The organism is Niveispirillum sp. CC-CTL257 (genome assembly GCF_059489915.1).
Window position 1 is genome coordinate 410,728 of record NZ_JCAJXE010000003.1, and the last position, 19,839, is coordinate 430,566.

A 19,839-nucleotide genomic window follows, 5' to 3' on the forward strand; every position below is an offset into this window, starting at 1 on the left:
CCCGCCCAGGAGATTGTGCTTATGCGTATTTTCATCGCCGGCGTCGGGTGCGAGGTGAACAGTTTCGTCACCGCCCGCGCCACCCTGGACGATTTCGCCGGCCATTGCCTCTACCGCGAGGGTTTAGATCCCCGCATGGCAACGCCGACCAACGGCCATAGCGATATGGTCGCCCTGGCGCTGGCCGACGGGCATCGGGTGCTGGGTGGCACGGTTGCCTTTGCCCCGCCGACGGGGCCATTGCGGCTGGATTGCTGGCATCATCTGCGCAACCGTATCCTGGATGATCTGCGCGCGGCGGGACCGCTGGATATTGTGCTGATGAACCTGCACGGTGCCACCCTGGCGGAGGATGGCAGCCATTGCGAGGCGGTGCTGATGGCCGATATCCGGGCGTTGCTGGGTCAGGATGTGGTTATCGGCGCTTTGCTGGATCTGCATTGCCACCTGTCGCGAGGGCTTCTGGAAAGCTGCGACCTGCTGGTTGCCTACAAGCATTATCCCCACACCGATATTGCCGCCCGTGCGGGGGAGCTTTACCGCCTCGCCCTGGCGACGGCGCAGGGGCAGATCAGGCCCCGCATGGCCATGGTGCCGGTGCCGGCCATCGGTGCCTTTCCCACAGTACGCCCGGCCATGGCCGCCTTTGTCGATTGGATGTCGGCGATGGAGGAACCCGATGGCGTCCTGTCCGTGTCATTGATCCATGGCTTCCCCTGGGGCGACCATGCCGACGCCGGTGTGCGGGCGCTAGCCATCGGAAATGGCAATCCTGCCCTGGCCCAGGCCGCCGCCGATGCCATCGCCCGGCGGTTCTGGCGGGGCAGGGAGGAACTGGCTCTACGGCCTCTGCCGCTGGATCAGGCGCTGGCCAGCGTGGCGGCAGCCCCACCCGGCCCCCCCTTCGTCCTGGCCGATGGCAGTGATAATCCCGGCGGGGGTGCGCCGGGCGACGCCACCCATATCCTGCACGGCCTGATCGCGGCCGGGGTGGGGGGAGCGGTGGTTGGTCTGCTGCATGACCCTGAAACCGTTGCAGAAGCCCGTGCCGCCGGGATCGGTGGGACTTTTCCGGCCCGGATCGGCGGCAAGCGGGAGTCCTGTTCGGGCGAACCGGTTACCGGCATGGCGACGGTCCTGTGCCTGCGTGACGATGCGATGCAGCGCCACTGTGCCCCGGAAACCCCGCTGCTGCCCATTGGGGGTGCTGCCGCTATCCGCATTGGCGGCGTCGATGTCGTGGTGACGGAGGGGCGGGGACAAACCTTCAGTCCCGATGTCTATTCCGAAATGGGCATTGATCCACTATCGAAACGAATTCTGGTGCCGAAATCGACGGTGCATTTCTTCAGCAATTTCATTTCGATAACGGATCGAATCCTTTATGTCGATACACCCGGCGCTATTGACCTGAGTTTCCGTGAGGTGCAGTTCCGGCATCTGGCCCGCCCCGTCTGGCCCCTGGACCCGTTATGAGCCGCTACTGCGACATGGTTGTGCTGGACGCGGCGGGGGTGGAGGCGTTGCTGTCCATGCGGGATGCGATCAGTGCCGTTGCCGGTGCCATGGCACGTATGGCACTCGGCGATGTGCGGCAACCGCCGCGCAGCCGCCTGGACCTGCCGGTTCCGGGCCGGCTGCTGGGCATGATGCCGGGCTTCATTGATGAACCTGCCTGTTTCGGGATTAAGGTTGCGACGGCCTTTCCCGGCAATGCTGCCGCCGGTCTGCCGTCCCATCGCGGGGCCGTGCTGCTGTTTGATGCCGATGATGGGGCGCCGGTGGCCCTGTTCGATGCCGGCGCCATCACGGCCATCCGCACGGCAGCGGCCAGCGCCGTCGCCACGGACATCCTGGCCCGACCCGATGCCACCCATCTGGCGGTGCTGGGCAGCGGCGAACAGGCACGGCGGCATGTGGAGGCCATGTGCCTGATCCGGCCCGTGTCGCGCCTGTCGGTCTGGGGCCGGTCACCGGCCAAGGTCACCGACTTCTGCGCAGAGATGGCGGAACGGCACGGGGTCGCGGTCACGCCCTGTCCGACGGTGGCGGATGCGGTCGAACAGGCCGACATCATCTGCACCACCACATCCGCCAAGGACCCGATCCTGCCGGGCGGGCTGCTGCCGGCGGGGGCGCATGTGAACATTGTCGGCGCGTCGTTCCCGCAGCAGCGGGAGGTGGATGGCGCGGTTCTGGCGCGTGGACGCCTTTATGTCGATCATCTTCCTTCGGCCCTGGCCCTGGGTGGCGACATTCAGGCGGCACTGCGCGACGGTTTGATTATGGAAAACCATATCCGCGCAGAAATCGGCGCCGTCCTGGCCGGAAAGGCCGAAGGCCGCACCGCTGCCGATCAGATCACGCTGTACAAATCGGTGGGCGTGGTGGCCCAGGATCTGGCCGTTGCCGCCCATCTGCTGACACGTTCTGCCGCCGCACCGCTCACAATCGTGCAAAAAATAAGAATGTAGAGAAGGGGAGAGAGCATCATGACGATGCCCGAAAACATGCAGATCGATGACCGCTACAAGGGTATCCCGGCGGGGACGCCGCCCTTCACGCTGGACAGGATCGCGGATAAGGGGTGGAACCTGCTGGCCGGTGACCTGCCCCTGCCTGCGGCGGTGCTTCGCCGGTCGGCGCTGGAGGCCAACAGCGCCTGGATGCGGGCGTTCCTGTCCCATACCGGCCTGTCCCTGGCCCCGCATGGCAAGACCAGCATGAGCCCGCAACTGTTCCATCGTCAGTTGGCGGATGGGGCCTGGGGCATCACCGCGGCCAGTGTCGGCCATGCCGCGATATATCGCCGCTTCGGCATCAACCGTATCCTGATGGCCAATCAGCTGCTGTCCCGCCCTGACATTGCCTGGGTGGCGGGTGAGTTGTCGCGTGACCCGGATTTCGATTTCTACTGTCTGGTCGACAGTCTGGACGGGGTCACCTTGCTGGTGCAGGGCTTGCGCGCGGCGGAGCCAACCCGTCCCGTGAACGTGCTGCTGGAGGTCGGACAGGCGGGCGGACGCACGGGCGCGCGCACTCTGGCGGATGCGATGGCCGTCGCTGCCGCCATCGCGCAGGCGTCGGACGTGCTGGCCCTGGCTGGGATCGAATGTTACGAGGGCATTCTGCCCGGCCCCAACGATGCCGCCATTGAGGCGCGGATCGCCGACCTGTTCGCCCTGATGACCGAAACCGCGCGGGCGGTGGAGGCCAAGGGCTGGTTCCGGCCCGGCCCCGTGCTGCTGTCGGCCGGTGGGTCGATCTATTACGACATGGCAGCGGCTTCCATGCGGGCCATCGGGTTGACGTCACCGGTACAGATCGTGCTGCGCTCCGGCTGCTACCTGACCCATGATCATGGCTGGGCGCAGCGGGCCTGGCACCGGCTGGTGGAACGCAGCCCACATCTGGCGGGGCTGGCGGCACCGCCGCGACCGGCCATCGAAGTCTGGGCCTATGTGCAGTCACGGCCTGATCCGGGCCGGGCCATCGTCACCCTGGGCAAGCGCGATGCCGGGAATGATATTGATCTGCCTGTGCCCGTGGCCTGGCACCGGATTGGCGGGCAGGGGACCCAGGCGTTGGGGTCCGATTACCGGCTGACAGGAATGAACGATCAGCATGGTTACCTGTCGCTGCCGGCGGACAGCCCGTTGCGGGTAGGCGACATGGTCTGCTTCGGCATCTCCCATCCCTGCACCACGCTGGATAAATGGCGGCTGCTGTCGGTGGTGGAGGATGATTACCGCGTCAGTGGCGGCATCCTGACCTTCTTCTGACCGGCGGGGAACCCCATGCTTTCCTACATCATCCGGCGCTTGCTGGAAGCGATCCCGACATTGCTGGTGATCGTGGCTTTGTCGTTCTTCCTGATGCATTCGGCGCCGGGCGGCCCGTTCGACAGCGAGCGCGTGCTGCCGCCCGAGATCGAAGCGAACCTGAAGGCCGCCTATAATCTGGACAAGCCGGTCTGGCAGCAGTTCCTGATCTATCTGGGCAATGCCGTACAGGGCAATTTCGGCCCCTCCTTCACCTATAAGGATTTCTCGGTCTCCGAACTGATCGGGACGGGTTTCCCGGTGTCGCTGAAGCTGGGCCTGTCGGCCATCACGCTGGCGGTGGTGATCGGCTGCACCTTGGGCATCCTGGCCGCCATGCGCCAGAACACGCGCACCGACTATTCCATCATGGGTGTGGCCATGGTGGGCATCACCATCCCGAACTTCGTGATGGCCCCGCTGCTAACCCTGGTGTTCGGCATTTATCTGGGCTGGCTGCCGGTGGCGGGTCTGGGTGACGGGTCGTTGCGCAATCTGGTGCTGCCGGTCATCGCCCTGTCCTTGCCGCAGATCGCCATCATCAGCCGCCTGACGCGCGGCGGCATGGTCGAGGTGCTGCGCTCCAACTTCGTGCGCACGGCCCATGCCAAGGGCCTGCCCGAACATCTGATCATCACGCGCCACACGCTGCGCGCGGCATTGCTGCCCGTCATCTCCTATCTGGGGCCGGCTATCGCCGGGCTGGTGACGGGGTCGGTGGTGATTGAACAGATTTTCGGCCTGCCCGGCATTGGTCGCTACTTCGTGCAGGGTGCCATCAACCGCGATTACACGCTGGTGATGGGCACCGTCATTACCTATGGCAGCCTCATCGTGCTGATGAACCTTCTGGTCGATCTGGTCTATGGTTTGCTGGATCCACGGGTGCGCTATGAATAGCGACATGGACATCCAGGGCCGTTCCCTGTGGCAGGACGCGCGCCGTCGGTTGTTTGCCAATAAGATGGCGGTGGCCAGCATGATTGTGCTGGGGATCATCACCTTCATGGCGGTGTTTGCCGACTTCCTCAGCCCGCATGCCTATGACGAGGTCTATTGGGACTATATCGGTGTGGGTCCGCAGTTGGAGGGCAGCCACTGGTTCGGGACCGATGCCAATGGCCGCGACCTGTTCATCCGCACGCTGTACGGTGCCAAGGTGTCGCTGGCCGTCGGTGTCGTGACCACACTGGTGGCCCTGATGATCGGAGTGGTCTATGGCGCCATGGCGGGATATTTCGGCGGGCGGATCGACAGCATCATGATGCGCATCGTCGATGTGCTCTATTCCATGCCGCTGATGTTCTTCGTCATCATCCTGGTGGTGGTGTTTGGCCGGCACATCCTGCTGGTCTTTGCGGCCATCGGCTGTGTCGAATGGCTGACCATGGCGCGCATCGTGCGCGGCCAGACCCTGTCGGTGAAGCGCAAGGAATATATCGAGGCGGCGCGTGCCGCCGGCGTGTCGACGCCCAACATCATCCTGCGCCATATCATCCCCAACGTTATCGGCCCCGTCATCGTGTTCGTCACCCTGCTGGTGCCCGTCGTGATCCTGGTGGAAAGCTTCCTGTCCTTCCTGGGCCTGGGCGTACAGGAGCCGATGACCAGCTGGGGCGTGCTGATCTCCGAGGGTGCCGCCCAGATGGAAAACGCCCCGCACATGCTGATCTTCCCGGCTGTCTTCCTGGCCGTGACACTGTTCTGCTTCAATTTCATCGGTGACGGTCTGCGCGACGCGCTGGACCCCAAGGACCGCTAAGGGAACGGACAAGATGACCGCAGTTCTGGAAGTCCGCGACCTCTCGGTCCGTTTCGCCACGCCCGATGGCGAGGTCAGCGCCGTCAATGGCGTTTCTTTCGACGTGAATGAGGGCGAATGCGTCGGCATCGTCGGCGAGAGCGGTTCGGGCAAGAGCCAGCTGTTCATGTCGGTGATGGGCCTGCTGGCCCGCAATGGTCGGGCGCTGGGGTCGGCAAAATACCGGGGCACCGAACTGGTCGGCATGCCGATCAAGGAGCTGAACAAGATCCGGGGCGACAAGATCGCCATGATCTTTCAGGACAGCATGACCGGCCTGACCCCGCATCTGCGCATCGGCCGGCAGATGACCGAGGTTCTGGTGCAGCATAAGGGCATGAGCGAGGCCCAGGCCGTCAAGCGCGCGCTCGACATGCTGAACCTTGTGCGCATCCCGGAGGCAGGCCGCCGTCTGGCCCAGTATCCGCATGAGCTGTCGGGCGGCATGCGTCAGCGCATCATGATCGCCATGGCGCTGCTGTGTGAGCCGGAACTGCTGATCGCGGATGAGCCGACCACGGCGCTGGACGTGACGGTGCAGGCCCAGATCCTGGACCTGATGTCCGACCTGAAGCGGGTGACCAGGGCCGCCATCGTCCTGATCACCCATGATCTGGGCACCGTCGCCGGCCTGTGTGACAAGGTGCAGGTCATGTATGGCGGGCGGTTCATGGAGACGGGCACGGTGCGGGATATTTTCTATGAGCCCGCCCACCCCTATGCCGCCGGCCTGCTCTCCTCCATGCCGCGCCTGACGGAGGACCGGCAGGAGAAGCTCTACGCCATTCCCGGCCAGCCGCCGAACCTGCAGCGCCTGCCCAAGGCCTGCCCGTTCCAGGAACGCTGCGACTTCGTGCATGAGCGCTGCCGGTCAGAGCTGCCGTTGCTGCGCGAGGTTGGACCCGGCCATGCCAAGGCCTGCCATCTGGTCAGCCTTCAGAACCCTGTTACCGACCCGGCGGCACCGTCGCTGGTTGTCGCCTGATCGTGCGGAGTTGATGCCATGTCCAAGGAACTGCTCCGTGTTTCGGACCTGAAGGTCCATTTCCCCATCCGCACCGGCGGGTTGCTGATCGGCCAGTACACGCCGCTGAAGGCCGTGGACGGTGTCTCCTTCACCCTGAATGAGGGCGAGACGCTGGGGATTGTGGGGGAAAGCGGCTGTGGCAAATCCACGCTGGGCCGCGCCATCCTGCAACTGATCAAGCCCACCGATGGCCAGGTAGTGTTCATGGGGTCCGACCTGACGGGTGTCGGGGCGGAAGTGGTGCGGCAGAAGCGGGAGGAGATGCAGATCGTCTTCCAGGACCCGCTGGCGTCCTTGAACCCCCGCATGACCGTGGGCGACATCATCGCCGAGCCCTTGACCGTCTATCGCCCCAAACTGTCGAAGGATGAGCGCAAGGCGCTGGTGCGCGACATGATGGCCAAGGTCGGCCTGCTGCCGCAGATGATCAACCGCTACCCGCACGAATTCTCTGGCGGCCAGTGCCAGCGCATCGGCATCGCGCGCGCCATGATCCTGAAGCCCAAGATGGTGGTCTGCGACGAGCCTGTCTCGGCCCTCGACGTGTCGATCCAGGCCCAGATCGTCAATCTGCTGATGGACCTGCAACAGGAAATGGGCCTGTCGCTGCTGTTCATCAGCCACGACCTGTCCGTGGTCCGCCATGTCAGCCACCGGGTGATGGTGCTGTATCTGGGCCGGGTCATGGAAATCGCCACCCGCGACGCCATCTATGCCGCCCCCCTGCACCCCTACACCCAGGCCCTGATCTCCGCCGTGCCAGTGCCCGACCCGGATGTGGAGAAGAACAAGGAACGCATCGTGCTGGGCGGCGACCTGCCCAGCCCGATGAAGCCCCCCTCCGGCTGCGTCTTTCGCACAAGATGCCCCAAGGCCACCGACATCTGCGCCAGCGACGTCCCCGTCCTGGAGGAAAAGGCACCCGGCCACAAGGTCGCCTGCCACCATTGGGGGCCGCCGGAGAAAAAACTGGTGTGAGGCACCAATGCCTCGGCGGTTGAAATGACGGCATCACCCGAAGGTGAAGCCAGGCTTACGCTTGTCGCGGAAGGCGTTGCGACCTTCGATGAAATCCTCACCCTCGACAGCGTCCAGGAACTCCGCCACCGTCTCATCGCTATCGACAGTCTGTCCCGCCAGGACACGGGCGATCATCCGCTTGGTGGCGCGGGCGGAATATTGGCTGGCCGCCGTGATCTGTGCGGCATGATCCAGGACAGCAGCCTCCACCGCGTCGGGGGCCGTCACACGGTTGACCAGTCCCATGGACAGGGCTTCGTCGGCGTTCAGCAGGCGGCCCGTGTAAAGCAGGTCCTTGGCATGGCTGGGCCCGACAAGCTGCACCAACCGTTTCGTGTCGCCCAGCGGATAGACCAATCCCAATTTGCCCGGTGTGATCCCCATGCGGGCATCAGACGCGGCGAAGCGCAGGTCGCAGGCTAGCGCCAAGCCCAACCCACCTCCCACGCAGGCCCCTTGGATCAGGGCGACGGTCGGCTTGATGAAATCGGCCAGCCCGTCCATGGCCCGCGCGATATCGCCAGCATAGATGGCCGTACTCTCCCGCGTCGCATAGGCTGCTTCGAATTCGGAAATGTCGGCCCCGGCGGCAAATGTGCCGCCCGCGCCCTGTACCACCAGCACGCGGATGGCCGGATCGGCGGCGGCCTCCGCAAGCCGCGTGGGCACCAGCTGCCACATTTCCTGGGACAGGGCGTTGCGTCTGGCCGGTTGGTTCAAGATCAGGCGGCCGACACCGTTTCCGTCACAGCGCAGAATGACTTTATCGGGCATCATTTCCTTTTCCGCCGGACGGGGTCTGAACAGGTTGGCAACCGTTACGGCTTTATCAGCATCTTCGCTGTCATGTACAAGATCGCCTTTGACCCAATCCACAGTGATTGGCTCAAAAAAATCTTCCGGCGCGTATGGGAAAAATCACGGCAATTCGTCCTGACAGGAAAGCCCCGCCGCAAAGGCGTGGGAGAAAAGAGCCGGGGAGGTGCTTTTTGTTGTGAACAGGAACGCGGTGGACGAATGGTTTGTCGAAAAAATCCTGCCGCTGGAGGCGGAACTGACCCACTATCTGCGGCGCAGATGGCGGGAGCAGGCGGAAATCCCCGACCTGCGGCAGGAGGTCTATGCCCGCGTTTACGAGGCGGCGACCGTGACCATTCCCGATCTGGCGCGGCCCTTCCTGTTCACCTCAGCCCGCAACCTGCTGATCGACCGCGCACGGCGGGCGCAGGTCGTGTCCATCGAAACCGTGATGGATATGGATGGTCTGGATATTGCCCACGATCAGCCCGACCCGGAACGCAATGCCGCCGGCCGTCAGGCCCTGCGTCTGGTACAGGCCGCCATCAACCATTTGCCGCCGCGTTGCCGGGAAGTCATCCTTCTGCGCAAGGTGCATGGCATGGCGCAACGCGACGTCGCCCGCCGCATGGGCATCAGTGAGGGCACCGTGGAAAATCAGGTCGCCAAGGGGGTCCGGCTGATCGTCGATATGATGGCCGACATCACCGGAACAAGCCATTCGGGTGGAACGACAACCGGGCCGTTGCGGCGCCAGGGACGGAGCGCTGGCCGGCCATGATCCACAATGATCTGCGACAGGACCCGATAGAGGCTGAAGCCGCCGCCTGGCTGGCGCGGCAGGATGCAGGCCCGCTTGATGCCTCGCAGCAGCAGGCGTTCGACATCTGGATCAACGCATCCACGCTGCACCGGGTGGCCTTTCTGCGGCTGGAGGCTGCGTGGCGGCAGGCCGATCAGCTTCGTTTCCAGATGCCGTTGCCAACGGTCAACCGCGAGCCGGTTACGCCATCCGTCTGGCGTCGCTGGGTGCCCATGGCGGCTGCGGCGGCCATCGTCCTGGCTGTGCTGGTGCCGCCGCCGGGCCGGTGGGACTGGCCCCTGGCCCGTGGCCAGGCCTTCAGCACCGGCATCGGCGACCGCTATTCCGTCAGCCTGCAGGACGGTTCCAAGGTTGAATTGAACACCGATACCCGCCTGCACGCCTCGGTCGATGACAGCAGCCGGGAGGTTCGCCTGGAAAAGGGCGAGGCCTATTTCGAGGTGGTACACGACGAAAAACGGCCCTTCGTGGTGGTCAGCGGCGATCTGCGCATCGTGGATGTGGGAACCAAGTTCCTGGTTCGTCGCGACAAGGGAAAACTGGAAGTCATCGTCACCGAGGGGGCCGTGCTGGTGGAAAACATGGCCGACCCCACCGGCATGCCGCCGGTCCTGGTGCATCAGATGAACGGCATCGTGGCGCGGGATGCCAAGATCGAAATGACAGGCCGCAGCGAAGGTCAGGTGATGGACGCGCTCGGCTGGCGGCGCGGCATGCTGATCTTCGCCGAACGCCCCCTGCGGGAGGTGGTGGCGGAGTTCAACCGCTATAACCGCAAGCAGCTGGTGGTGCCCGATGACGGTCCGCTGGGCGATATCCGCATCGGCGGCAGCTTCGAGGCCACCAATGTCGATGCCTTCGCCCGGCTGTTACGCACCGGCTTCGGGCTTTCCGTGATCGATGATGGGAAAAAAATAAAAATATCAAATAAACAATAGGGGATTTTATTAGATTGTTCGTCCTGGTCGATACAACAACACAATAAAACGGGGGTATCGTGCCAAATCCCACTATCAAGAAGACCGTTTCCGCCGTGCTTTTGTCCAGCGTATGCTGGCCTGCCATGGCTGTTGCTGCTGATGTCACGCCTGCCAGCTATTACATGCAAGCCGCAGCGCAGACGAAGCCCGGCAATGCCGTCATCGATATTCCGGCGGGCGACCTGCGTGCAGCACTGGATACCTACATCCGTGAAACGGGGTCACAGCTGATCTACCGCGCCGACGATGTCAGCGGCATCAGCACCAAGGGCGCACAGGGACAGTTGTCGGCACAGGAGGCGCTGGACAGCATCCTTGCCAATACCGGTCTGACGGTACATCGCGACCCGTCGGGCGCCATGGTTGTGACGCGCAAGACCGACCGCCGCGCCGGCGTGGTGCCCGCCCTGCATAATGCTGTGGCCGACGGCACCGCGACGCCGTCCGGCATCAGCCCGTCTGCGCCTGTAGGGCCGGCGGCAGCGGCGGCCAATACGGTCTCCGACGGTCTGGATTTGCAGGAAATCGTCGTCACGGGCTTCACCTCGCGCAATCGTCCGCTGATCACCTCTTCCGTTGATGCCACCTATGCCGATGAGGCCGATCTGGCCCGCAAGGCACCGCGATCCCTGGCGGAAACGCTGGAACTGATCCCCGGCATCTTTGTCGAAGGGACGGCGGGCAATGTCTCCAACAACTACTCCGTCCGTGGTCTGGCCGGCGGTGGTCAGCGCTTCATCACGCTGGAAGAAGACGGTATGCCCGTCATTTATGGCGGTGGCGGCGCTGACGAGTTTCTGGCCCAAAACCTGACGATTGACCGGATGGAGGCCGTGCGCGGCGGTACGTCGGGCATTCTGTCGGTCAATGGTGCGGCGGCGACCGTCAATTTCATCTCCCGCCGGCCCAATTTCATTGGATCGGAAGGGATCGCACGGGTCACCGGCTCGTCCTATGGCAACCGGCGTGTCGATCTTTATTATTCCGCCCCCATCGAGAAGGATCTGGCCTTCAATATCGGTGGCCATATGGAGAGCAATCCGGGTATCCGCAAGTCCTCCTTCCGCTACGACACCTATCACATTAAGGGTGCTGTGGAGAAACAGTGGGACGATGGTACCTGGCTGCGTGTGACGGCAAAATATGGCGATCAGCACGACGCCTATTATGCCGGCATGCCGCACCGTGTCGGTGCCAATGGCAAGCCGACCAGCGTGCCCGGCATGGACATTCTGGAAGACAATATCGGCGGTCAGGCCTTCGGCCATATTGAGGTGCCGGTCAGTTGCGCCACGGGTCAATGCCTGCGTCCGTTCCGTCTTTCCAAGGGGATTGAGGCGAAGACGGCCCAGGTCCGCGCGGACTTTGAAACCCCGATCAATGATGATTTCCGCCTGTTCGCCAAGGCGCGTTATCTCGACCTGAAATGGGACTTTAACGGCCTGTTTCCGGGCAGTGGCTCCGGCAATGCCGGTCTGGCTCCGGCGACCGCCTATCTGAATGGCGGTGCTGCCTCGCCCATCGCCGGTCTGCTTACGGCAGGACGGGCGGCATTCCCCAATGCCGCACGCTTCGGTTTCATGGATGTGACGACGGGTCAGGTCATCGCCTCTAACAACACCGCCGCCCTGAATGCCCTGAACGGCAACGGTCTGATGCAGCAGACATGGCTGAACCATGATCAGGTGGCTGGCCATGATTTCGGCAGCAATTTCGGCGGCACCTATGACGCCAGTTGGGGCGAGATTGACAATTCGCTGACGGTCGGCGGCATGTATTATCATGTCGAACGCCGCAAGAATCAGTCGGCGGTGACCCATGTCATCAATGATGTGCGTAACAATTCCCACATCTATGACGTGGTCGCGTTGGATGCCACCAACAATGTTGTCGGCCTTTTGACCAACAATGGCATGATGTCCTATGGCGATTGGGGCACCGGCATCTGGAACGATTATATCCGATCCTTCTCAATCTACGGCAATGATGAGATGAAGATCGGCGACAGCCTGCGTGTCGATTTCGGTCTGCGCACCGAATTCTTCCATGATAAGGTTGATATCGGCAATACAGCCTCCGCGAACCAGCCGGTTCCCGCCGGGACCGTTGGTCTGGCCCGTGACGTCGGCAGCACGTTCGACGGCACCTATACCACGAAGAAGGGCAGCTACACCTCCACCTCCTCCACGGTGGGTGCCAACTACCTGTTCACGGATAACCTGTCGGTCTATGCCCGCTATGCACACGGGTTCCAGACCAATGGCGGTGATCCGGGTGGCACGCATAAGCCGGTGACGCTGGACCTGTATGAAGCCGGCGTGCGGTTCCAGAACAAGTATATCGTGGCGTCTGTCACGGGCTTCCGCACCGACTTCGCCAATCAGTATTACAACTTCATCGATCCCGATAATCAGGCGGTCCAAGGCTCTTTCCTGGCGGATATGAGCACGGATGGCCTGGAGATCGATCTGAACCTGAAGCCCGTCGATTTCCTGACCATCGACGCCATGGGCGTGTTCCAGAGCCCGAACCTGTCCAAGGTCCGGCTGAATGGCGTGGCGACCCCGGCCTATAATGGCAAGGTGCCGGAACGCACGCCACAGACGCTTTATACCATCACCCCGTCGTTCCATCTGCCCAATGACCTGGGTGAGGTCTATTTCCGCTATAAATATATCGGCAAAATCTATGCCGATGCCGGTAACGGTCTGGCCTTGCCCAGCTACACGGTGTTGAGTGCGGGTTTCAGCGTCAATGTGACGCCGGAACTGAACATCAATGTCAGCGCTGACAACCTGACCAATGAGGTCGGGTTGACGGAGGGCAACCCCCGCCAGGGCCAGACCCAGTCGGTCGTGGGCGGTTACTTCTACGGTCGCGGCATTGCCGGTCGCAATGTGGTGGCCAGCGCCACCTTGCGGTTCTGACCTTGTCTGATACCGGGATGGCACCTTGCCATCCCGGCCTTTCCTCCTCACTCTCTCTCCCTGGGCGGCGGTCCCTCTCATCCCGCCGCCCGTTTTTTTGGAGCAGGCAACCTTGTCCGACCGCAGGATCAGGAAGATCGTTATTCTGGGTGGTGGCACCGCCGGCTGGATGACGGCCGCAGCCCTGGCCAAGGTCAACAGCCCGCCGCAGTTTCAGGTGACATTGGTGGAGTCCGACGAGATCGGCATTATCGGTGTTGGCGAGGCGACGATCCCCACCATCCACTGGTTCAATCGCCTGATTGGTCTGGACGAGGCGGAGTTTCTGCGGGAAACCCGTGCGACCTATAAGCTGGGCATCGAATTTGTCGGCTGGAACGGGGCAGGGGCGCGCTATTTCCATCCGTTTGGTCAATATGGCGGGCCGGGCGATGCACAGATGTTTTTTCATCGCTGGATACGCGCCCAGTTGCAAGGGGCCATCAGCGACCATCAGGATTTCTCGCTGACCACGCGTGCGGCGATGACGGGCCGGTTCGCCCCGCCGGCGCCCGATCCGAAATCCCTGTTCTCTACCCTGGGCTATGCCTTCCATTTTGATGCCGGTCTCTATGCCGCCTTTCTGCGCCGCCGGTCGGAGGCGCAGGGCGTGGCGCGCGTGGAGGGGCGGATTGAGCGGGTGGAACGCCACCCGGAAACCGGCTTCGTCACGCGGTTGACCACGCATCGCGGCGATGTTCTGGAAGGCGACCTTTTCATCGATTGTTCGGGCCTGCGCGCCCTGCTGATTGACGGCGCCATGGAAAGCGGTTTTGAGGATTGGGGCCATTGGCTGCCCTGCAACCGCGCCCTGGCCGTCCCCTGCGAACGGGTGGCCGATCCCACCCCCTACACCCGCGCCACCGCCCACGGCTTTGGCTGGCAATGGCGGATCCCGTTACAGCACCGCACCGGCAACGGCATGGTCTATTCCAGTGACTTTGCGACGGAGGATGAGGCGGCGCATCTGCTGCTGTCCAATCTGGATGGCAAGCCGTTGGCCGACCCGAAGCCCATCCGCTTCCGCACCGGCCGCCGCCGCCGCGCCTGGGTCGGCAATGTTGTGGCCATCGGGCTTTCCAGCGGCTTTCTTGAACCACTGGAAAGCACCTCCATTCATCTGATCCAGAGCGGGATCGCTAAGCTTTTGTCGTTGTTTCCCAGCCTGGATTTTCCCGCGGAAACAGCCGAACAGTTCAACCGCATTTTTGCCGCCGATGTGGAGGCGGTGCGGGATTTCCTGATCCTGCATTACCGTCACACCCAAGGCCGGACGGAGCCCCTATGGCGCCATTGTCAGGCCATGGATGTGCCGGACGAATTGATCACCAAGGAAAACCACTTCACCCGCACCGGCCGCATCGTCCTTTCCACGGATGAGCTGTTCCGGGAGGCCAGCTGGTTCGCCGTCATGATGGGGCAGGGGCTCCGCGCCTGCGACTACAACCCCCTCACGGACACAATCCCAGCGGCAGAGAACCAGGCCTATTTGCAGCATCTGCGTGCCCAGATTGCGCAGGCGGCGGGCAACCTGCCCAGCCATCAGGATTATATCGCGCGGATGCTGGCCCGGCATTGAACGTCGCCTCGTCCGTCCGCCCCAACCCGATCACAGGAAACCCGCCCATGACGCGCCTGCGTTCCCTGCTTTCCGTCTCCGCCCTGGCCCTGACCCTGGCATGCGGCCTGTCGCCGGCCCAGGCCGACAGCCCGGCCTTGTCCTATTCCCTGGTGGAGGGGCGCAATCTCAACGCCTTTGTGCGTGAGGGACAGGTGGCTGCCCATCTTCTGCTGCGGTCAGGAACGGACCCGCGTATCCTGGTGGCCTTTCCCGCCGGCAATAGCGGCGTCGGCCTGTGGCTGGACAGCCCCGACAACGCCACCTGGACCCTGGACGCACAACCAACACCGGTCAGCCAGCCCGACGCCAAGGGCCGCATGCTGCACGGCGTCCGTTTTGACGCTACCTTGAAGGCGAACAGCGTCACCCTGCGGCAGGGCGTGCTGTCCAATGTCCGTGTGCTGCGTGACTATGAAATCCTGCGCACCATGCCCGACGCGGTACGGGCCGCACCCATGCGGACCAAGGATGGGCTGAATTGGGTCCGCGATCGCATCGATGGCAAGCCGGGATATCGCCTCTCCGTCACGGTTACACGCGGTCGCCTGACGGAAACGGGGTTCCAGGCGGGACCGGACGGCACCATCGGTCTGCGTGTCCTGGCGTTGACGGGGGAAACGCCGTTGACCCCGCTGGCGGGCAGCCAATTGCTGAACGACACGGCTGCCCCCGACGTCACCGCCCGCAACGCCCTTACCTTCCTCAGCTATAAGGAAAAGATGCTGGCCGGGTCCTGGCGCTTCAACACCTATTTCGGGCGCGACACCCTGATGTCGGTGATGCTGCTGATGCCGGCCCTGGCCCCCGATGCTGTGGAGGCGGGCCTGGGCTCCGTTCTGGAGCGTCTGTCCCCCACCGGCGATGTCGCGCATGAAGAGGATATCGGGGAGTTCGCGGTCCTTTCCCACCTGAAGGAAGGCAAGGGCACGCTCGACACGCCCATCCACGATTACAAGATGGTGGATGATGATTTCATGCTGGCGCCCGTGCTGCGTGCCTGGCTGCTGGATGACCCGCGCGGCAAGGCGCAGGCAGCGACGTTCCTGAACAGCAAGCACGGTGATGGCGCTGCGGGTGCCGCCCTGGCCCGCAATCTCCGCCATGTCCTGACCCGCGCCGGCGCCTTCGCGGCGAACCCCACCGTCGGCAATCTTGTCCGCATTCAGCAAGGCCTCAAGGTCGGCCAATGGCGTGACAGCAATGAAGGGCTGGGCGGTGGCACCTACGCCTATGACGTCAATGCGGTTCTGGTGCCGGCGGCGCTGGAGGCGGCGGATGCCCTCCTGTCCAGCGGTTTGCTGGATCGCTGGCTGGACGCCGCAACGCGTGCGGAGCTGTCCAAAGCCGGGGCCATGGCCAGGGTGTGGCGCGACAATGCACCTGACCTGTTTCAGGTGACGCTTGATGCCACCCAGGCCCGCCGGGATGTGGAGGCCTATGCCGCCAAGGCCGGTGTCCCCGCCGGTGCGGCGCTCGCCGCCATGTCCGCCGGCCCAACCATGTTCCACGCCATCGCACTGAACGATGATGGAACACCGGTTCGGGTGCTGCATTCGGATGAGGGGTTTGAACTGATGTTCGGACATCCGTCTCCCGCCGCACTGGATGCCATGCTTGCGGCGCTGATGCGGCCATTCCCTGCCGGCCTGATGACCGATGTCGGCCTGCTGGTCGCCAATCCCGCCCATGCCCCGGCCTCGGTACAGGACCTGTTTCCGCGCAGCGCCTATCACGGCACCGTCGTCTGGTCATGGCAGCAGGCGCTGTTCGCGGCAGGCCTGAAACGGCAATTGTCCCGCCCCGACCTCCCGTCTGCCACGCGACAGACCCTGCTGTCGGCGCAGCGCCGCCTCTGGTCGGTCATCGCCGCCATGAAGGGGGTGCAGAGTTCGGAACTCTGGTCCTGGTCGTTCCAGGACGGACGCTACACCATGGTCCCGTTCGGTGCTGGCGGTGCTGATGCCGATGAATCCAACGCCGCACAATTGTGGAGTACTGTATATCTGGCCGTTCAGCCAGCCGGTGGCGTCCAACCCTGACGCCCCGAGATCACGTCCCTGGAATGGATCGACTGGTTCAACAACCGACGCCTGCTCCAGCTTATCGAAAACATTCCGCTCGCGGAAGCCGAGGCCAACTTCTACGCAGCTCTGGAAACTAAAGCCGTGGCCGCGTAACTATTGAATTCAAGCCTCTGGCAAACTCGGTGCGGTTCAGGGGGCTTTTTGTTGCGGCAACAAAACGGCTGGTGTGACGGGCGGCATAGCGATGGCTGGCTTCCCTGGTCTATGACAGCCTGGGTGATCATATCCAGGCGGTGGGGACCATGGACAAGCTGCTGGCCATGCAGGTTTTCGTGCAGGTGGTGGAACTGAACGGCTTTGCGCGCGCGGCTGACAAGCTGGGCCTGCCGCGCGCGTCTGTCACCACCATCATCCAGAACCTGGAGGCGCATCTCGGCACCAGCTTGCTGCAACGGACGACGCGGCGGTTAAGCCTGACCGCCGATGGTGAGCTGTTCCACGAACGCGCCCTGCGCATCCTGGCCGAGGTGGAGGAGGTGGAAACCAGCTTCATCGAGGGCCGCCGCCATCCCAAGGGGCGGCTGCATGTCGATATGCCCACTTCCATTGGGCGGCTGGTGGTGATCCCCCATCTGCATGAATTCCACGCCCGCTATCCTGATATCGAACTGAAACTGGGCATGAACGACCGTCAGATCGACATTGTGCAGGAAGGGGTGGATTGCGTGCTGCGCGTCGGGGACCTTGCCGACAGCTCCATGATTGCACGCCGTCTGGGCCTTGTCTCCCGCATCACCTGCGCCAGCCCGGCTTACCTGGAAAAACATGGCGTGCCGCAAACCCTGGAAGATTTGGCGCATCACCAGGGTGTGCGCTATTTCTCCCCCAACCTGGGCAACCGCTCCTATCCGTTCGAGTTTGTGAAGGATGGGGCGGAGATCGACATCCCCCTGAAAGGCGTCGTCGCTGTTAATGACAGCGAAGCCTATATCGCCTGCGGGGTTCTGGGCTATGGGCTGGTGCAGCCGGGGCTATTCATGGTGCTGGATCAGTTGCAGCGTGGAGAGCTGGTGGAGGTTTTGCCGGAATTCCGACCGCCCTCCATGCCCATTTCCGCTGTCTATCCGCCCAACCGGCAACCGTCACAGAAGGTCCGGCTTTTCATTGATTGGGTAATCAGCCTGTTTGATCAATGCCCCATCCTGCAGGGTGCGGACAAGCCGTTCTCCTGCTATCAGCATGTGGCAGCCTGATTGTTCGGATTTTCCGAATTCTGTTGTCGGAAAATCGGTATTTATTCATTGCGGCGGATGGGTGATGCTGCGACTGCTCACTGACCTGCGGACGCCCGTTCGCGGGCCGCTTTGTATTAAAGTCGTGAAAGGTATTGCTTTCCAAGCCCTTGCGAAATTTGCATGGGTGGCAGATGAAAAAAATTTAATCCCTGCGACGGCCATCACAGCGGCGATGCAGCAAATCCGATAAACCTGACAATTGAGGGGACTTCATCCGATCGGATGCGGTTCCAAACCCGAAACAAAGGTGTTGGACAAGGGGCCCGGATCGCCGGGCATCCAAGGGCGGCGCTGTCACTGAACAGGCCCCTTTGCGTGATCCCCCGTCGATGGGCGGCGGCGGGAAACCCTTTTCTGCACCCTTCTGGCAAGGAGTGGTACCCATGTCGATGACGCGATCCAAGCTGGCCTGGATGATGGCGGCGGGTGTGTCGCTGCTGGTGATCTCGCTGGCGACGTTGCAGGGGCAGGCGGAAGAAAAGCCGGTGGCCGTGGCCGCCATGCCCGCCGTGGAGGTGGATGTGGCCCCCGTGGTGGCGCGCAAGGTCGTGGATTGGCAGAGCTATTCCGGTCGCCTGGAAGCCGTGGAGCGGGTGGATATCCGCCCCCGCGTCTCCGGCACCATCACTGAGGTCCACTTCAAGAATGGAACCCAGGTGAAGAAGGGCGATGTCCTGTTCACCATCGATCCCGCCCCCTACCGGGCCGAGGTGGCGCGGGCGGAGGCACAGCTGGCGGCGGCCCAGGCCCGCGTTCGCTTCACCAGTGCTGAACTGGACCGCGCCGCCAAGCTGGTGGCTGACAGCACCATCCCCCGCCGTACCCTGGATGAACGGGAGCATAATGCCCGCGACGCCCAGGCCAGCCTGCGGGCAGCGCAAGCGGAACTGGACGTGGCGAAGCTGAACCTATCTTACACGGCGGTAACGGCGCCGATCTCCGGTCGCGTTTCCCGTGCGGAAATCACCGTGGGCAATGTCGTGGCCGCCGGTGCTGTCGGCACGCCGTTGACCACGCTGGTTTCCGTCTCGCCCATCTATGCGTCGTTCGACGTGGATGAGCAGACCTATCTGCGCCATATTGCGTCGGTGAAGGATCAGACCGGTGTTCCCGTGCAGCTGGGCCTGGCGAACGAGGCCGAGTATTCCCGCGCCGGCACCATCGATGATGTCGATAACCGGCTGGACCCCGTGTCGGGCACCATCCGCGTCCGCGCCCGCTTCGACAATGCCGATGGCTTGCTGGTTCCCGGCCTTTATGCTCGTGTGAAGGTGGGCGGGTCCTATCCGCAGGCCGCCGTGATGGTCGATGAACGGGCCATCGGTACCGACCAGGACAAGAAATTCGTGCTGGTCGTCGGCGATGACAACAAGGTTTCCTACCGTCCCGTCCTGCTGGGCAGCCGTCAGGAAGGCTTGCGCATTGTCACCGGCGGTTTGCAGCCCGGCGAACGCATCATCGTCAACGGCATGCAGCGCGCCCGTCCTGGCGACGTCGTGAAGCCCAAGGCGGTGGCCATGGAGCGGTCGGTCACGCAGGTGGCGACGCGGTAAGCTTCTCTCTTTCTCTTCCGTCACCCCGGCGAAAGCCGGGGCCCAGCGTGAGGCGCGGTCAGCGCCGATATTACTCTTATCGCGGCAGACACCGCTCTGCGCTGGGTCCC

At 63.2% G+C, this 19,839-nt stretch carries 16 protein-coding genes and 1 pseudogene; 16 read left to right on the forward strand and 1 reads right to left on the reverse strand.

The window, feature by feature from the left end; all coding sequences use genetic code 11:
- The first annotated feature begins 21 nt into the window (after nt 1–21).
- Genes ABC729_RS18570 through ABC729_RS18600 form a run of 7 tightly spaced genes read left to right on the forward strand, consistent with a single transcriptional unit; the run spans nt 22 to nt 7,627 of the window.
- Nucleotides 22–1,476, forward strand: coding sequence for a M81 family metallopeptidase (locus ABC729_RS18570; protein ID WP_495609092.1), 1,455 nt, complete (start codon nt 22–24; stop codon nt 1,474–1,476).
- Entirely contained in the window at nt 1,473–2,474 is a 1,002-nt protein-coding gene (locus ABC729_RS18575; RefSeq protein ID WP_495609093.1) for an ornithine cyclodeaminase family protein, read from the forward strand. Before ABC729_RS18570 ends, ABC729_RS18575 begins: the two co-directional genes overlap by 4 nt.
- Before the next feature lie 18 nt (nt 2,475–2,492).
- Nucleotides 2,493–3,782: an amino acid deaminase gene (locus tag ABC729_RS18580; protein ID WP_495609094.1), complete on the forward strand. Its 1,290-nt coding sequence runs from the start codon at nt 2,493–2,495 to the stop codon at nt 3,780–3,782.
- A gap of 15 nt (nt 3,783–3,797) precedes the next feature.
- Nucleotides 3,798–4,721: an oligopeptide ABC transporter permease OppB gene (gene oppB, locus ABC729_RS18585; protein ID WP_495609095.1), complete on the forward strand. Its 924-nt coding sequence runs from the start codon at nt 3,798–3,800 to the stop codon at nt 4,719–4,721.
- The gene (locus ABC729_RS18590) at nt 4,714–5,583 is read left to right on the forward strand and encodes an ABC transporter permease subunit (protein ID WP_495609096.1); all 870 of its coding nucleotides are present in this window, start codon (nt 4,714–4,716) and stop codon (nt 5,581–5,583) included. Before oppB ends, ABC729_RS18590 begins: the two co-directional genes overlap by 8 nt.
- Before the next feature lie 13 nt (nt 5,584–5,596).
- Nucleotides 5,597–6,607, forward strand: a complete 1,011-nt coding sequence (locus ABC729_RS18595) for an ABC transporter ATP-binding protein (RefSeq protein WP_495609097.1) — start codon at nt 5,597–5,599, stop codon at nt 6,605–6,607.
- 18 nt (nt 6,608–6,625) lie between these two features.
- Complete coding sequence (locus tag ABC729_RS18600) at nt 6,626–7,627, forward strand: ABC transporter ATP-binding protein (RefSeq protein ID WP_495605627.1); 1,002 nt, start codon at nt 6,626–6,628, stop codon at nt 7,625–7,627.
- A gap of 33 nt (nt 7,628–7,660) precedes the next feature.
- On the opposite strand, the gene ABC729_RS18605 is transcribed toward ABC729_RS18600, so the two are convergent.
- A complete protein-coding gene (locus ABC729_RS18605) occupies nt 7,661–8,446 on the reverse strand; it encodes an enoyl-CoA hydratase-related protein (RefSeq protein WP_495609098.1) in 786 nt (261 codons plus the stop codon).
- A 232-nt stretch (nt 8,447–8,678) separates the two neighbouring features.
- Here ABC729_RS18605 and ABC729_RS18610 point away from each other — a divergent pair, with 232 nt between their 5' ends.
- From ABC729_RS18610 to ABC729_RS18650, 9 genes and pseudogenes are all read left to right on the forward strand, one after another.
- Entirely contained in the window at nt 8,679–9,248 is a 570-nt protein-coding gene (locus ABC729_RS18610; protein WP_495609099.1) for an RNA polymerase sigma factor, read from the forward strand.
- Nucleotides 9,245–10,228, forward strand: a complete 984-nt coding sequence (locus tag ABC729_RS18615) for a FecR family protein (RefSeq protein WP_495609100.1) — start codon at nt 9,245–9,247, stop codon at nt 10,226–10,228. The genes ABC729_RS18610 and ABC729_RS18615 overlap by 4 nt, the downstream gene beginning before the upstream one ends.
- Before the next feature lie 125 nt (nt 10,229–10,353).
- Complete coding sequence (locus tag ABC729_RS18620) at nt 10,354–13,197, forward strand: TonB-dependent siderophore receptor (RefSeq protein ID WP_495609101.1); 2,844 nt, start codon at nt 10,354–10,356, stop codon at nt 13,195–13,197.
- Nucleotides 13,198–13,309: 112 nt separating this feature from the next.
- Nucleotides 13,310–14,815 carry a tryptophan halogenase family protein gene (locus ABC729_RS18625; protein ID WP_495609102.1) on the forward strand — a complete coding sequence of 502 codons (1,506 nt, stop codon included), beginning with the start codon at nt 13,310–13,312 and terminating at the stop codon, nt 14,813–14,815.
- 47 nt (nt 14,816–14,862) lie between these two features.
- Nucleotides 14,863–16,896: a hypothetical protein gene (locus ABC729_RS18630; protein WP_495609103.1), complete on the forward strand. Its 2,034-nt coding sequence runs from the start codon at nt 14,863–14,865 to the stop codon at nt 16,894–16,896.
- 6 nt (nt 16,897–16,902) lie between these two features.
- Nucleotides 16,903–17,034: pseudogene (locus ABC729_RS18635) on the forward strand (IS3 family transposase); the annotation flags it as partial.
- A 149-nt stretch (nt 17,035–17,183) separates the two neighbouring features.
- On the forward strand, nt 17,184–18,134 hold the full coding sequence (locus ABC729_RS18640; RefSeq protein ID WP_495609104.1) for a LysR family transcriptional regulator: 951 nt from the start codon (nt 17,184–17,186) through the stop codon (nt 18,132–18,134).
- A gap of 64 nt (nt 18,135–18,198) precedes the next feature.
- Nucleotides 18,199–18,366, forward strand: a complete 168-nt coding sequence (locus ABC729_RS18645) for a hypothetical protein (protein WP_495609105.1) — start codon at nt 18,199–18,201, stop codon at nt 18,364–18,366.
- Nucleotides 18,367–18,559: 193 nt separating this feature from the next.
- Entirely contained in the window at nt 18,560–19,729 is a 1,170-nt protein-coding gene (locus ABC729_RS18650) for an efflux RND transporter periplasmic adaptor subunit (RefSeq protein WP_495609106.1), read from the forward strand.
- Nucleotides 19,730–19,839 lie beyond the last annotated feature (110 nt).

What these genes read in the sequence shown, in the direction of transcription:
- ABC729_RS18570 (WP_495609092.1), top strand. Translation starts at nt 22, where the DNA reads ATGCGTATTTTCATCGCCGGCGTCGGGTGCGAGGTGAACAGTTTCGTC.
- ABC729_RS18575 (WP_495609093.1), top strand. Translation starts at nt 1,473, where the DNA reads ATGAGCCGCTACTGCGACATGGTTGTGCTGGACGCGGCGGGGGTGGAG.
- ABC729_RS18580 (WP_495609094.1), top strand. Translation starts at nt 2,493, where the DNA reads ATGACGATGCCCGAAAACATGCAGATCGATGACCGCTACAAGGGTATC.
- oppB (WP_495609095.1), top strand. Translation starts at nt 3,798, where the DNA reads ATGCTTTCCTACATCATCCGGCGCTTGCTGGAAGCGATCCCGACATTG.
- ABC729_RS18590 (WP_495609096.1), top strand. Translation starts at nt 4,714, where the DNA reads ATGAATAGCGACATGGACATCCAGGGCCGTTCCCTGTGGCAGGACGCG.
- ABC729_RS18595 (WP_495609097.1), top strand. Translation starts at nt 5,597, where the DNA reads ATGACCGCAGTTCTGGAAGTCCGCGACCTCTCGGTCCGTTTCGCCACG.
- ABC729_RS18600 (WP_495605627.1), top strand. Translation starts at nt 6,626, where the DNA reads ATGTCCAAGGAACTGCTCCGTGTTTCGGACCTGAAGGTCCATTTCCCC.
- ABC729_RS18605 (WP_495609098.1), bottom strand. Translation starts at nt 8,446, where the DNA reads ATGATGCCCGATAAAGTCATTCTGCGCTGTGACGGAAACGGTGTCGGC.
- ABC729_RS18615 (WP_495609100.1), top strand. Translation starts at nt 9,245, where the DNA reads ATGATCCACAATGATCTGCGACAGGACCCGATAGAGGCTGAAGCCGCC.
- ABC729_RS18620 (WP_495609101.1), top strand. Translation starts at nt 10,354, where the DNA reads ATGGCTGTTGCTGCTGATGTCACGCCTGCCAGCTATTACATGCAAGCC.
- ABC729_RS18630 (WP_495609103.1), top strand. Translation starts at nt 14,863, where the DNA reads ATGACGCGCCTGCGTTCCCTGCTTTCCGTCTCCGCCCTGGCCCTGACC.
- ABC729_RS18640 (WP_495609104.1), top strand. Translation starts at nt 17,184, where the DNA reads ATGGACAAGCTGCTGGCCATGCAGGTTTTCGTGCAGGTGGTGGAACTG.
- ABC729_RS18645 (WP_495609105.1), top strand. Translation starts at nt 18,199, where the DNA reads ATGCTGCGACTGCTCACTGACCTGCGGACGCCCGTTCGCGGGCCGCTT.
- ABC729_RS18650 (WP_495609106.1), top strand. Translation starts at nt 18,560, where the DNA reads ATGTCGATGACGCGATCCAAGCTGGCCTGGATGATGGCGGCGGGTGTG.